Consider the following 13,315-nt stretch of genomic DNA (forward strand, 5'->3'; position numbering starts at 1 on the left):
CCCATAACTAACATGGCCACCGTGACACCTCGCGCGACCAATGAAAGCCTGCACCCGACGATCGGCGCCGCCCGGCTGACGCTCGGCAACCGTATCCTGCTCAGCTTCGGCGTGCTGTTCGTGCTGATGCTGGTGACGGCCGGCGTGTCCTACGAGCGCCTGCGCGCGATCAACAGCGAAGCCGTCAGCATCGAGCGCGATTCGCTGCCCGGCGTCTATCTCGCGGCGTCGCTGCGCGGGGCGGTCAACGAATCGTTCACGGCGCTGCAGCAGGCGACGTTCGTCGACACCGACCCCGAACTCGTGCAGCGCGATTTCGCGAGGATCTCCGAGGCGCTCAAGGAGGTCGAGTCGTTGTCGGTCGACTACCAGAACACGATGTTCCGCGATGACGACCGCCAGCGCTTCGCGACGTTTCGAGGCGCCTTCGACCGCTATCTGCCGCTGCTGAACGACGCGGTGCAGAAGAGCCGCGTGTCGCGCGAAGAGGCCGTCGCCGCCTATGCGAAGGTGCAGCCTTCGTGGGCCGAGGTCGTGCGCAACGCGAATATCCTGGTGCAGGAGAACCGCAAGTTCGCCGACCAGTCAGCGAAGCTGATCCGCGAATCCGTGCAGGACACCGAGGTCGTCCTCGCGACCGCGCTGGCGATCGTGCTGCTGTCCGCGCTGGGGCTGGGCTACGGTCTGTACCGTTCCGTCACCGTGCCGATGGCGCGGCTCGTCGAGGTGCACGACGTGATGCGCACCGGCAACCTGACGCGCCGCCTCGACCTGCGCCGCCGCGATGAATTCGGCACGCTCGAGACGGGCTTCAACCGGATGGCCGACGAGCTGACCGAGCTGGTCGCGCGTGCGCAGCAGTCGTCGCTGCAGGTGACGACGTCGGTCGCCGAAATCGCGGCGACGTCGCGCGAGCAGCAGGCGACCGCGAACGAAACCGCGGCGACGACGACCGAGATCGGTGCGACGTCGCGCGAGATCTTCGCGACCTCGCGCGACCTGCTGCGCACGATGAACGAGGTGGCCGGCGTGGCGGAGCAGTCGGCGACGCTCGCGGGCGTGAGCCAGAGCGGGCTCACGCGGATGGGCGAAACCATGCGCAGCGTGATGGACGCGGCCGGTTCGGTGAACGCGAAGCTCGCGATCCTCAACGAGAAGGCGCTGAACATCAACCAGGTCGTCGCGACCATTACCAAGGTGGCCGACCAGACCAACCTGCTGTCGCTGAACGCGGCGATCGAGGCCGAGAAGGCCGGCGAGTACGGCCGCGGCTTCGCGGTCGTCGCGACCGAGATCCGCCGCCTCGCCGACCAGACGGCCGTCGCGACCTACGACATCGAGCAGACGGTGAAGGAGATCCAGTCGGCCGTGTCGGCGGGTGTGATGGGGATGGACAAGTTCTCCGAGGAAGTGCGCCGCGGGATGCTCGACGTGCAGCAGGTCGGCGGGCAGCTGTCGCAGATCATCGCCGAGGTGCAGACGCTCGCGCCGCGCTTCCAGATGGTCAACGAAGGGATGCAGACCCAGGCGAACGGTGCCGAGCAGATCACGCAGGCGCTGTCGCAGCTGTCGGAAGCCGCGCAGCAGACGGCCGAATCGCTGCGCCAGTCGTCGCAGGCGATCGACGACCTGACGCTCGTCGCGAACCAGTTGCGCACCAGCGTGTCGCGCTTCAAGGTCGACGCGTGACGCGCGCCGAGTCGCACGGCGGCGCGCACGCGCTGTTCCTGATGTTCGAACTCGACGGCGAGCGCTATGCGCTCGACGCGGCCGACATCGACGAGGTGTTGCCGCTCGCGACCACCAAGGTCGTGCCCGGTGCGCCCGAATGGATTGCCGGGCTGCTGATGCGCGGCGGTCAGCCGGTGCCCGTGATCGACGTGCCGATGCTGGCGCTCGGACGGCGCGCGCATGCGCTGCGTTCGACGCGGCTCGTGATGGTTCGCTATCGCGTCGGGCAGTTCGACCGCGATCGCGTGATCGGCCTGATCGTCGAGCACGCGACGCAGACGCTGCGGATCGACCGCACGGCGTTCCGCGCCAGCGGCGTATCGACCGCGCGTACGCGCTGGCTCGGGCGCGTCGCGAACACGCCCGACGGGATCGTGCAGCAGGTCTCGGTGTCCGACCTGATCGATGACGTTGCGCGCCTGTATCTGTTCGACGGCCTGCCGGGCCACGGAGGGGAGTCCGCATGAAAGAGTCCGATTCGCGATTTCGCGGCTGGCTGCTGCGCGAGACCGGCATCGACCCCGATTCGCTCGGCAACGATTTCCTGAGCCGTGCGCTGACGGAGCGCGTGCAGGCGCTGCAGGGCGACGGCGAGCGGCTGCCGTCGGCGGCGCGGCCGCCCGTCACGCCGGAAGCGCTCGACGCCTATTGGCAGAAGCTCAACGCGTCGGCCGACGAACGGCGCGCGCTGATCGAACTGTTCGTCGTGCCGGAGACGTGGTTCTTCCGCGATCGCGAGGCGTTCGCGACGCTCGCGCGGCTCGCGGCCGAGCGGCTTGCCGCGATGCCCGGGCGCGTGATCCGCGTGCTGAGCGCGCCGTGCTCGACCGGCGAGGAGCCGTATTCGGCGGCGATGGCGCTGCTCGACGCCGGGCTCGAACCGGCCAGCTTCACGATCGACGCGATCGACCTGAGCGCGCGCGCGATCGACCAGGCGCGGCTCGGCTGCTACGGGCGCAATGCGTTTCGCGGCACGGCGACCGAGTTCCGCGGCCGCTACTTCACGCCGGCCGCCGACGGCTGGCTGCTCGACGAACGCGTGCGCGCCTGCGTGCAGTTTCGCCAGGCGAACCTGGTCGAACCGGGCGCCGATACGGGCATCCGCTACGATTTCGTGTTCTGCCGCAACGTGCTGATCTATTTCGACCGCGACGCGCAGGACCGCGTGATCGGCTTGCTCGAAAGCGCGCTCGTCGACGACGGGATGCTGTTCGTCGGTCCTGCCGAAACGGGCGTCGCGATGCGGCACGGGATGCGTTCGGCGCGCGTGCCGCTGGCGTTCGCGTTTCATCGCGTGCGCGGTGGCGCTGCGGCGGACGGCTACGCGGCCCGCCATGCGGCACCGATGCCCGCGGTTGCGCCATACCGGCGCGCCGAGCGTTTCGCGGTGGCGCCGCCGGCCGCGACGCGCCCGCTGCTCGCCGTCGTCCCGCCGACGTGGATCGATGCCGCGCCGTCGCTCACCGCGTTCGCGCCGGCCGAGCGCCCGACGGCGTTCGAGCCGCGGGCCGACTGGCGCGTTGATGCGCCGGCCAACATGCCCGAGCCGGCGGCCCCGGTTGCCGGCGGCGCCGCGCCGACGCTGGAAGAGGCGCAGGCGCTGGCCAACGCAGGCGCATTCGACGAGGCCGAGCGCGTGCTCGCGCAGTTCTCCGCGCACGCCGGGCCGCACGCGGACGCGTTCTACCTGAACGGGCTGATCGCGGATGCGCGCGGGCGTGTCGCGGAAGCGGGCGATTTCTACCGGAAGGCGCTGTATCTGCGGCCGACGCACCACGAAGCGCTGACGCATCTTGCGACCTTGCTGGACGTCGGCGGCGATGGCGCCGGCGCGCAATGGCTGCTCGAGCGTGCGCGGCGCTCGGCCGGATAATGAGAATACGGGTTGGGAGCCGACATCGGGATGACCGAGGAACGAATGAACCGCGACGCCGTCGCCACTGACGACACGACGATCGGCGTCGACGATTGCTGGAACCGGATCGGCACGCGCGGCGACCGCTCGTGCGAGCGGCTGGCCGACTGCCTGCGCTGCCTGAATTGTCCGGTCTACGCGTATCACGCGGCGAAACTGCTCGAACGCCCGCTCGGCGCCGCGGAGCTGGCCGACGCCACGCAGCGGATCAGCGCGTTCGACGCGACCCGTGCGCACGGCGACGACGATACGCACCAGGCGGCGCTGGCGTTTCGCGTCGCCGACGAATGGCTCGCGCTGCCGATCGGCGTGCTGCGCGAGATCGCCGGCACGCGTCCGATCCATTCGCTGCCGCATCGCCGCCATTCGGCCGTGCGCGGCGTGGTCAACATTCGCGGCACGCTGCGCATCGCGATCTCGATCGGCGCGCTGCTCGGCCTCGACGCGGGCAAGGGCGGCGAGGGTGGCGCGGACGGCCGTTTCACGCGGTTGCTGGTGGCCGCGCACCAGGGCGAGCCGGTGGTGTTTCCGGTCGACGAGGTCGAGGGCGTGCTGCGCTTCGGTGCGTCCGAATGGGTGCCCGTGCCGGCGACGGTCGGGCGCGCGAGCGCCGGCCTGTCGCGCGGCGTGCTGTCGTGGCGCGGCAAGTCGGTGGGCCTGCTCGACGACGATCGGCTGTTCGACGCCGTGACACGGAGCATGCGATGAGCGGCGATGACGATCTGAGCCACCTGTCGCTGCTCGAGCTGTATCGCGAAGAGACGCGCACGCAGACCCAGGCGCTGTCCGAACGCCTGCTCGCGCTCGAATCGGGCGAGCCCGATTCCGTCGCGCTCGAGGCGTGCATGCGCGCCGCGCATTCGCTGAAGGGCGCCGCACGCATCGTCGGCGTGCCGCTCGGCGTCGACATCGCGGGGCGCATGGAAGAATGCTTCGTCGCCGCGCAGGCCGGCACGATCGCGCTGACGGCCACGCACGTCGACGTGCTGCTCGCCGGCGTCGATCTGCTCGTGCGCGTTGCCGATCCGCAGGCGCAGCCCGTTTCGTCGACCGAGATCGAGGCGTTCGCGCTGGCGCTGACGGGCGCCGACGGCGCGCACGCGCTGCCGGCAGCGGCCTTCGCACCACCGCCGGCAGCGCCGTCCGTCATGCCGTTTCGCGAGCACGACGGTGCGGCGAACGAGCCCGTGGGGGCCGGCGCCGAGGTGCCGCCGCTCGCCGTGTCGGCGGCCGTGCCCGATCCGGTCCAGGCCGGCCGCGCGGCCGGCGCGGGTGCGATGCGCCGCGTGCGGGCCGATACGCTGAACCGGCTGCTGAGCCTGTCCGGCGAGTCGCTCGTCGAATCGCGCTGGCTCAAGCCGTTCGCGGAGTCGATGCTGCGCGTGAAGCGTGCGCAGCGCGATGCCGCCCGTTCGCTCGATCTGTTGTACGAACAGTTTGCCGATGATCTCGACGCGGGCGTGCTCGCGTCGATGAGCGAAGTGCGGCACATGCTCAACGACCTGCAGCGCTCGCTCGCCGAGCGCATGGACGAATTCGACCGCTTCGAGCGGCGCAGTACGCACATCGCCGAGCAACTGTACGACGAGGCGCTGCAGTGCCGGATGCGGCCGTTCGGCGACGCGACGCGCGCGTATCCGCGGATCGTCCGCGATCTTGCGCGCTCGCTCGGCAAGCAGGTGCGCTTCGCGATCGTCGGCGAAGGCACGCAGGTCGACCGCGACATCCTCGACCTGCTCGACGCGCCGCTCGGCCACCTGCTGCGCAACGCGATCGACCACGGTGTCGAATCGCCCGACGCGCGCCGCGCGCGCGGCAAGCCGGCGGAGGCGAGCGTGACGCTCGAAGCGCGCCACAGCGCCGGCTCGCTGCTCATCAGCGTGATCGACGACGGGCCGGGCGTGGACATGGACGCGCTGCGCGCGGCCGTCGTGCGCCAGCGCCTGACCGACGACGAGACGGCCGCGCGGCTGTCCGATCCCGAGCTGCTCGAATTCCTGCTGCTGCCGGGCTTCTCGATGCGCGATGCGGTGACCGACGTGTCGGGGCGCGGCGTCGGCCTCGACGCGGTACAGGAGATGGTGCGCGGCATACGCGGCGCGGTGCGCATCTTCAACGAGCCCGGCGCGGGCATGCGCTTCGTGCTGCAGCTGCCGCTCACGCTGTCGGTGATCCGCAGCCTGCTGGTCGAGGTCGGCGGCGAGCCGTACGCGTTCCCGCTCGCGCACGTGCGCCGCACGCTCGAACTGTCGCACGACGACATCGACGTGCTCGAAGGCCAGCCGCATTTTCCGTTCGACGGCCGGCGTGCGGGCCTCGTCGCTGCGCACCAGTTGCTCGATGCCGGCGAGCCGGGCATCGCGCGCACAAGCACGGCGGTCGTGGTCGTCGGCGGCGAGCCCGAGCTCTACGGCGTCGCCGTCGACCGCTTCCTCGGTGAACGGATGCTCGTCGTGCAACCGCTCGACAGCCGCCTGCACAAGATCCAGAACATCGCGGCCGGTGCGTTGCTCGAGAACGGCGACCCGGTGCTGATCGTCGATGTCGAGGATCTGATCCGCTCCGTCGACAAGCTCGTGCGCGGCGGACAGCTTGCGAAACTCACGCGCGATCCGCAGCTCGCGCTCGCCGACCGGCGCCGCCGCGTGCTCGTCGTCGACGATTCGCTGACGGTGCGCGAGCTCGAACGCAAGCTGCTGGAAAAGCGCGGCTACGACGTGACCGTCGCGGTCGACGGGATGGAAGGCTGGAACGCGGTGCGCAGCGACGCGTTCGACCTGGTCGTCACCGACGTCGACATGCCGCGCATGGACGGGATCGAACTCGTCACGCTGATCAAGGGCGACCCGATGCTCAAGCGCGTGCCGGTGATGATCGTGTCGTACAAGGATCGCGACGAGGATCGCCGGCGCGGGCTCGATGCCGGTGCCGACTACTACCTCGCGAAGAGCAGTTTCCACGACGAGGCGCTGCTCGATGCGGTGCATGACCTGATCGGGGATGCACGCGGATGAACATCGGCATCGTCAACGATCTTCCGCTGGCCGTCGAGGCGCTGCGCCACGTGATCGCGCTGCGCACCGATCACCGCGTGCTGTGGGTGGCGACCGATGGCGACGAGGCGGTGGATTTCTGCGTCGCGCATCCGCCCGACCTCGTGCTGATGGATCTCGTGATGCCGAAAGTCGACGGCGTGGCCGCGACACGGCAGATCATGGCGCGCGCGCCGTGCGCGATCCTGGTCGTGACCGCGAGCGTCAGCGCGAACACGTCGTCGGTCTACGAGGCGATGGGCGCGGGCGCGCTCGACGCGGTCGACACGCCGACGCTCGCGCTCGGCCTGCCGTCGGATGCGGCGCGGCAGCCGCTGCTCGCGAAGATCGACCAGATCGGCCGGCTGCTCGAAAGCCGGACCGCGACGTTCGTGCCGCCCGGGCCGGCGCTCGCGCGCGGCCAGCCGACGCTGATCGCGATCGGCGCGTCGGCGGGCGGGCCGACCGCGCTTACCGCGCTGTTGCGCGCGCTGCCGGCCGATTTTCCGGCTGCGCTCGTGATCGTCCAGCACGTCGACCAGGCGTTTGCGGTCGGCATGGCGGACTGGCTCGACGGCTATACGCGGCTGCCCGTGCGCGTCGCGCGGCAGGGCAGCGTGCCGCAGGCGGGCGAGGTCCTGCTCGCGGCGACCAACGATCACCTGTACATGTCGCCGCGTGGCGTGCTTGGCTATACGCGGCATCCGGCCGAGACGCCGTACCGGCCGTCGATCGACGTGTTCTTCAACAGCGTCGCCGACGGCTGGCAGGGCGATGCGCTCGGCGTGCTGCTGACGGGGATGGGGCGCGACGGCGCGCTCGGGCTGAAGGCGATGCGCGCGAAGGGGTGCTACACGATCGCGCAGGACGAGGCGACGAGCGCCGTCTACGGGATGCCGAAGGCGGCCGCGGCGATCGGCGCGGCGTCGGCGATCGTGCCGCTCGACCGGATCGCGCCGCAACTGATCTCGCGCGTGATGCGCATGCCGCTCGACTGACGGTGCGCAGCGGCCCCGGCGGGGCCGCATTGCGCGCGACACGGGGCGTCGCGTACAATTGCCGCCTGCGGAGATGGCATGCCTCCCTGCGGTCGATCCCGGCGCGTCGCGCGCGGTTCGGCCCTCAACCGCCGGTTTGCCCGGCTGATGATGCCTGCGTGTTCCTGGGTCGTCAGGAGGTCGCAGGCCGTCCATGCGGTATTCTGCCGCCCAGGTTTTGATGTCCTGTCGAATCTGGAAATCATGTTTTTCTCGACTTCTGCCGATTTTTTCGCGACCGTGCGCTACGTGTGCCGCTGGCTCGCGCTCTCGGCCGTGCTCGGCGCGCTGGCCGGCACGGCTTCCGCGTTGTTCCTGATCGCGCTCGATTGGGCGACCGGCACGCGCGTCGCGCATTCCTGGCTGCTGTGGGGGCTGCCGGCCGCCGGTTTCGCGACCGGCTGGGTCTACCACCGGTTCGGCCAGTCGGTCGCGCGCGGCAACAACCTGCTGATCGACGAGATTCACGACCCGAAGGCGCTCGTGCCGAAGCGGATGGCGCCGCTCGTGCTCGTCGCGACCGTCGTCACGCACCTGTTCGGCGGGTCGGCGGGCCGCGAGGGCACGGCCGTGCAGATGGGCGGCGCGCTCGCCGATCGCATCACGCACCTGTTCCGGCTCGATCGCGAGCATCGGCGCGTGCTGCTGATGGGCGGTATCGCGGCCGGGTTCTCGTCGGTGTTCGGTACGCCGCTCGCAGGCGCCGTGTTCGGGCTCGAGGTGCTCGCGATCGGCCGCGTTCGGTACGACGCGCTGCTGACCTGCGTCGCGTCGGCGATCGTCGCGGATGTCGTGTGCCGCGCGTGGGGCGTGCATCACACCGCTTATGCGATTCCGTTCGTGCCGGCCGTGTCGGCGACGGGGCTGGCCGCGACGGTCGTCGCGGGTGTCGCGTTCGGCGTCGTCGGCCGGTTGTTCGCATTCGCGACGCATGCGCTGACCGCATGGTTCCGCCGCGTCGTCCGTTATGCGCCGCTGCAACCGGTGCTCGGCGGCGCGCTGGTGGCCGTGGCCGCCACCGTGCTGAACGTGCCGCAGTATCTCGGCCTCGGGATTCCGACGATCGAGGCCGCGTTTCACGGGCCGCTGCCGGCTTACGATTTCGCGGGCAAGTTCGCGTTTACCGTCGTCACGCTCGCGTCGGGATTCAAGGGCGGCGAAGTGACGCCGCTGTTCTACATCGGCGCGACGCTCGGCAGCGCGCTCGGCCAGGTGCTCGCGCTGCCGGTGCCGGTGCTCGCGGGGCTCGGCTTCGTCGCGGTGTTCGCGGGCGCGGCCAACACGCCGATCGCGTCGACGATCATGGCGATCGAGTTGTTCGGCGCGGATGTCGGTGTGTATGCGATCGTTGCCTGCGTGGTCGCCTATCTGTTTTCCGGGCACGCGGGGATTTATCGAGCGCAGCGGGTGGCGGTGGAGAAGCGGGCGCAGGTGGAGGCGGAGTGAGGGGGGCGTGCGGGTTGGCCGATCGGCGCGTGTCGGCGGCAACCGACGCCCGGTGATCCGGCGGATCACCGGGAACGGGGGCGTGCGTTACGCCTTCGGCAGCCGCGCGACATTCCGCGCGAGCAGTTCCTCGATATCGATGCCCTTCTCCGCCAGCAGCGCGGTGACGACGCCGTTCAATTCGCCGAGCGTTTCCTTGACCGATTCGCGGATCGTGTCCACGACGACCTGCGTGCTGCGCTCGATCTCGATATTGACCTTGTCGGCGACACCTTTCGCATCGAAGGTGGTCGCACGGCGCGTTTCGGGAATCAGCCAGACTTCGAACCAGCCTTCGTCGCGATTGACGTCCGATACGGTGAGGCTGCAGCCGTTGATCGCGATATAGCCCTTCGCGAACACGTAGCGTTTGAAATCGGCCGGCACGCCGATGCGGATCATCCGGTTGTGTTCGGACGACGCGATGTGCGCGATCGTCCCCATGAAATCGACATGTCCGGACAGCGGATGTCCGCCGATTTCAGCACCGTCCTTCGCGGCCCGCTCGACGTTGATCCGGGCGCCGGTCGTGAGGTCGGCGAGCGTGGTGATTCTCAGGCTCGGCAACATCACGTCGAAGTCGATCAGCTCCGGCGAATGGATGGTCGTCACCGTCAGGCAGACGCCGTCGACCGACACGCTCGCGCCGATCTCGATATCGTCGGTGAATCGCTCGGGGAATTCGATGCTGAACGTTCTCAGCTCGCCGTGATCCTTGACGGCCTTGATGACGCCAACACCCTGAACAATGCCTGTAAACATGATCTGCCTTTCGTCGCAAATTGCCTGGCCGGTATGATAAGTGATCCCGGCGGGCGGTGTCGGGGCCGGATGCGTCGGCGTCGCCTGACGGACGGCGGCGTATTATTCTCCAGCGCCGGCTGGAATACGGCACGAGGCGACGGCGCGCGGTTGCACGATGCGCGTGCATTGCGGGCGTGCGGAACATGCGCTACGTGCGGTACCTGCGGACAACGTCCGGCTCGACCCTCGGGGATCGACAGAAAAGAACGAGAAAAGGGGTAGGTCGAACAATATGCGCAAAATCTACGTGACCGCGTGGTCGGTGACCATCATGCTGATAATCGTCGACGTGATCTGGGCATACCGCGTCGATTTCCGGATTGCGGAGGGCAGTCTGGTGCAAAGCGTACAAATGCTGTTCGTCGTTCTTGTCCTCACCGGAGCGTCCTGGCTCGCATCGCGTCCATCATACAAAGTGCCGGCCAGAAAGGCGTTCTACGAGAACGTCGCGCAATCGTTCCAGTGGATCGCGTTGTTGTCGGTGTTCACCCATGCCGGCGCGCTCTTTCAGTATCTGGCTGTGGCGACCGATCTGCCGCTCGTGAGTGATGCGTTGATATCGATCGATGCCGCGCTCGGGTTTCACTGGCTGCAAACGTATCGATGGGTGACCGCAAATCCGGGTTGGCATGCCGTGCTCGGATTCGCGTATGCATCCGGCAGTGCCCAGCTCCTTGCGATCCCGATCATCCTGGCGCTGACGTCGAATTCGAAAGACTACGCCGAGTTTGCGGTGCAATTTATCGTCGCCGTCTTCGTGTCGATTCTGATCGCCGCATGGCTGCCGGCCGAGAGTGCGTTTCTTCACTTCGACATTCGCGATCCCGGAACGATTTCCACCGTATCGGACTTTGCGCCGTTGCGAAGCGGAGCCGTCCGGGAGCTGGCATTCGCGTCGTCCCAAGGGCTCATTTCCTTTCCGTCGCTTCACACCATCCTTGCACTATGCTTCGCGTATTCGCTGCGGCATGTGCGTTTCGTCTTCCCGGTCGGGATTGTGTTGAACGGCATGATGATCGTGTCGACCCCGACGCAGGGCGGGCATTACCTGTGCGATGTATTGTCAGGGCTGGTCATCGGCGTAGTGGTGATTTACGTCGTTCGCAAGTGGTTTGCCGGGCAGCGCTTGTCGGCTCGCGTGGCGCCCGAGAATGGAATCGACGACGCCCGCAATGGACTGGTGAATTCCTGACGATCGCGTCGACGTCCCGCGTGGCGCAACCGGGCGCGCGGTGGCGGTGTGCCGCGCGCCCGGTTGCGACCGGGTTTCCATCAAGCCTCCGCCGGCTCTCCCAGCGGGCCGGTCTCACCGTCCGCCATGCGCCGCGGCGAATCGGTCAAGCCCTTCGCCAGCTCCAGCGCCTGCCGCTCGAACAGCCGGCGATACGTCCCGCCGACGATGCGGATCAGCGCGTCGTGGCTGCCTTCCTCGATCACCTTGCCGCGATCGAGCACGAGCAGGCGGTCGAGCGAGCGCACCGTCGACAGCCGGTGTGCGACGACGAGCGTCGTGCGCCCGACCATCAGCCGCTCCATGGCCTGCTGGATCAGCACCTCGCTTTCACTGTCGAGGCTCGACGTCGCTTCGTCGAGGATCAGGATCGGCGCATCCGCGAGGAACGCCCGCGCGATCGCGACGCGCTGGCGTTCGCCGCCTGAAAGCTTGATCCCGCGCTCGCCGACGAGCGTGTCATAGCCGTCCGGCAGCGCGACGATGAAGTCGTGCGCGCTGGCGAGACGCGCGGCGCGCTCGATCTCCGCGCGGCTCGCGTCGGGACGCGCATACGCGATGTTCTCCGCGAGCGTGCGGTGGAACAGCACGGGTTCCTGCTGGACGATCGCGATCTGGCTGCGCAGCGATTCCTGCCGCACCTGCGCGATGTCCTGGCCGTCGATCGCGATGCGGCCGCCCGACACGTCGTACAGACGCTGGATCAGCTTGATGAAGGTCGTCTTGCCCGACCCGGAATGACCGACGAGGCCGACGCGCTCGCCGGGCGCGATGCGCATCGAGAAGTCGTCGTACAGCGGCACCGGATGGTTGCCGTAACGGAACGTCACGTGCTCGAAGCGGATCTCCCCTTGCCCGATCCGGATCGCCGGTGCACCGGGACGATCGTCGATGCCGAGCGGCTGGCGCTCGAGCGCGACGAGTTCCTCCATGTCGTTGACCGAGCGCTGCAGGTTGCGGATGTGCATGCCGACGTCGCGCAGGTAGCCCTGCAGCATGAAGAACATCGTCAGCGAGAACGCGATGTCGCCGACGCTGGCTTCGTCGTTCGCCCACAGCCGCAGCGCGACGCCGATCATCGCCGCCTGCATCGCGACGAGCATCGCGCCCTGCAGCCCGCCGTTGAACGTGCCGCGCACCCACGTGCGGCGCGTGCGCTGACGCCACTTGCCGATCACGCGCGCGAGCCGCGCTTCCTCGCGCGTTTCCGCGCCGAACGCCTTGACGACCGCGTTGCAGCTCACGGCGTCCGCGAGTGCGCCGCCCATGCGCGTGTCCCACAGGTTGCCGAGCCGCGCGGCCGGCGCGACGATGCCGAGCGACACGGCGACCGTCACCGAGATATACAGCAGCGAACCCGCGCCGACGACGAGCCCCATCACCGGCCAGTGCGTGCCGAGCAGCACGGTCGCGCCGACGAGCATCGTGACCGACGGCAGCAGCGCGATCAGCACCGTGTCGTTCAGCAGGTCGAGCGCCCAGATCCCGCGCGTGATCTTGCGCACGGTCGACCCCGCGAAGCTGTTCGCGTGCCAGTCGGTCGAGAAGCGCTGCACGCGATGGAACGACGCGGCGGCGATCTCGCTCATCATCTTCAGCGTGAGCGTGATGATGTTCAGGTAGACGCCTTGCCGCAGCAGCGTCGCGCCGATGCCGAGCGCGGCCAGCGTGCCGAACGCGGTGACGGCCGAATGCCACGCGGCGGCACGGTCGGTCAGGCCGGTCGACAGCGCGTCGACGAGTCGCCCGGCAAACAGCGGCGTGAGCACGTCGGCCAGCGCGCCGAGCAGCGCCAAGGTCGCGATCGTCGCGATGCGCGCCGGCTGCTTGCGCCAGTAGCGGAACGTGAAGCCGAAGACGGCCTGGAATGCCTGGCCGCCCGGATGGGTGGTTTTTCTGGTCATGTATCGTTGCCCGGCGCATCGCGCGACGGGACTTTCCGGTTCGGAGAACGTCGAAAACGCAACAGCCGGGCCGCGCGAACAACGCGGGCGGAACGAAACGGGCTGTCGGGAAAATGCGCGGGCTGGCGGGCTAACGGAGCACTCGGGGAGCACTCGCAGGCCGGCGCGGACGACGG

The 13,315-nt window shown here is 68.8% G+C and carries 10 protein-coding genes and 1 riboswitch; of the genes, 8 read left to right on the forward strand and 2 right to left on the reverse strand.

Annotation, left to right across the window (positions count from 1 at the left end):
• The first annotated feature begins 12 nt into the window (after positions 1-12).
• From U5771_RS02705 to U5771_RS02735, 7 genes are all read left to right on the forward strand, one after another.
• Positions 13-1,689 carry a methyl-accepting chemotaxis protein gene (locus tag U5771_RS02705; RefSeq protein ID WP_322022534.1) on the forward strand — a complete coding sequence of 559 codons (1,677 nt, stop codon included), beginning with the start codon at positions 13-15 and terminating at the stop codon, positions 1,687-1,689.
• Positions 1,686-2,198: a chemotaxis protein CheW gene (locus tag U5771_RS02710; RefSeq protein ID WP_322022535.1), complete on the forward strand. Its 513-nt coding sequence runs from the start codon at positions 1,686-1,688 to the stop codon at positions 2,196-2,198. The genes U5771_RS02705 and U5771_RS02710 overlap by 4 nt, the downstream gene beginning before the upstream one ends.
• Positions 2,195-3,604 carry a CheR family methyltransferase gene (locus U5771_RS02715; protein ID WP_322022536.1) on the forward strand — a complete coding sequence of 470 codons (1,410 nt, stop codon included), beginning with the start codon at positions 2,195-2,197 and terminating at the stop codon, positions 3,602-3,604. The genes U5771_RS02710 and U5771_RS02715 overlap by 4 nt, the downstream gene beginning before the upstream one ends.
• Positions 3,605-3,649: 45 nt before the next feature.
• A complete protein-coding gene (locus tag U5771_RS02720; protein WP_322022706.1) occupies positions 3,650-4,354 on the forward strand; it encodes a chemotaxis protein CheW in 705 nt (234 codons plus the stop codon).
• Positions 4,351-6,660, forward strand: a complete 2,310-nt coding sequence (locus tag U5771_RS02725) for a hybrid sensor histidine kinase/response regulator (RefSeq protein ID WP_322022537.1) — start codon at positions 4,351-4,353, stop codon at positions 6,658-6,660. The genes U5771_RS02720 and U5771_RS02725 overlap by 4 nt, the downstream gene beginning before the upstream one ends.
• Positions 6,657-7,676 carry a chemotaxis response regulator protein-glutamate methylesterase gene (locus tag U5771_RS02730; RefSeq protein WP_322022538.1) on the forward strand — a complete coding sequence of 340 codons (1,020 nt, stop codon included), beginning with the start codon at positions 6,657-6,659 and terminating at the stop codon, positions 7,674-7,676. The genes U5771_RS02725 and U5771_RS02730 overlap by 4 nt, the downstream gene beginning before the upstream one ends.
• A gap of 60 nt (positions 7,677-7,736) precedes the next feature.
• Positions 7,737-7,840, forward strand: a riboswitch (Fluoride riboswitch).
• A 79-nt stretch (positions 7,841-7,919) separates the two neighbouring features.
• Complete coding sequence (locus tag U5771_RS02735) at positions 7,920-9,161, forward strand: voltage-gated chloride channel family protein (RefSeq protein WP_322022539.1); 1,242 nt, start codon at positions 7,920-7,922, stop codon at positions 9,159-9,161.
• 87 nt (positions 9,162-9,248) lie between these two features.
• On the opposite strand, the gene U5771_RS02740 is transcribed toward U5771_RS02735, so the two are convergent.
• Complete coding sequence (locus U5771_RS02740) at positions 9,249-9,962, reverse strand: riboflavin synthase subunit alpha (protein ID WP_322022540.1); 714 nt, start codon at positions 9,960-9,962, stop codon at positions 9,249-9,251.
• 274 nt (positions 9,963-10,236) lie between these two features.
• On the opposite strand from U5771_RS02740, the gene U5771_RS02745 reads away from it, so the two are divergent.
• Positions 10,237-11,196 (forward strand): phosphatase PAP2 family protein, encoded by a 960-nt coding sequence (locus U5771_RS02745; protein ID WP_322022541.1) that lies wholly within the window; start codon positions 10,237-10,239, stop codon positions 11,194-11,196.
• Between the two features lie 80 nt (positions 11,197-11,276).
• On the opposite strand, the gene U5771_RS02750 is transcribed toward U5771_RS02745, so the two are convergent.
• Positions 11,277-13,139 (reverse strand): ABC transporter ATP-binding protein, encoded by a 1,863-nt coding sequence (locus U5771_RS02750; protein ID WP_322022542.1) that lies wholly within the window; start codon positions 13,137-13,139, stop codon positions 11,277-11,279.
• Between the last annotated feature and the right edge of the window lie 176 nt (positions 13,140-13,315).

The sequence above is a fragment of the Burkholderia sp. BCC1977 genome, assembly GCF_905339595.1.
Taxonomy (GTDB): domain Bacteria; phylum Pseudomonadota; class Gammaproteobacteria; order Burkholderiales; family Burkholderiaceae; genus Burkholderia.

Bases quoted from the DNA above. Each gene is read 5' to 3' on its own strand.
- U5771_RS02750 (WP_322022542.1), bottom strand. From the start codon at position 13,139: ATGACCAGAAAAACCACCCATCCGGGCGGCCAGGCATTCCAGGCCGTC.
- U5771_RS02745 (WP_322022541.1), top strand. From the start codon at position 10,237: ATGCGCAAAATCTACGTGACCGCGTGGTCGGTGACCATCATGCTGATA.
- U5771_RS02740 (WP_322022540.1), bottom strand. From the start codon at position 9,962: ATGTTTACAGGCATTGTTCAGGGTGTTGGCGTCATCAAGGCCGTCAAG.
- U5771_RS02720 (WP_322022706.1), top strand. From the start codon at position 3,650: ATGAACCGCGACGCCGTCGCCACTGACGACACGACGATCGGCGTCGAC.
- U5771_RS02725 (WP_322022537.1), top strand. From the start codon at position 4,351: ATGAGCGGCGATGACGATCTGAGCCACCTGTCGCTGCTCGAGCTGTAT.
- U5771_RS02735 (WP_322022539.1), top strand. From the start codon at position 7,920: ATGTTTTTCTCGACTTCTGCCGATTTTTTCGCGACCGTGCGCTACGTG.
- U5771_RS02730 (WP_322022538.1), top strand. From the start codon at position 6,657: ATGAACATCGGCATCGTCAACGATCTTCCGCTGGCCGTCGAGGCGCTG.
- U5771_RS02705 (WP_322022534.1), top strand. From the start codon at position 13: ATGGCCACCGTGACACCTCGCGCGACCAATGAAAGCCTGCACCCGACG.
- U5771_RS02715 (WP_322022536.1), top strand. From the start codon at position 2,195: ATGAAAGAGTCCGATTCGCGATTTCGCGGCTGGCTGCTGCGCGAGACC.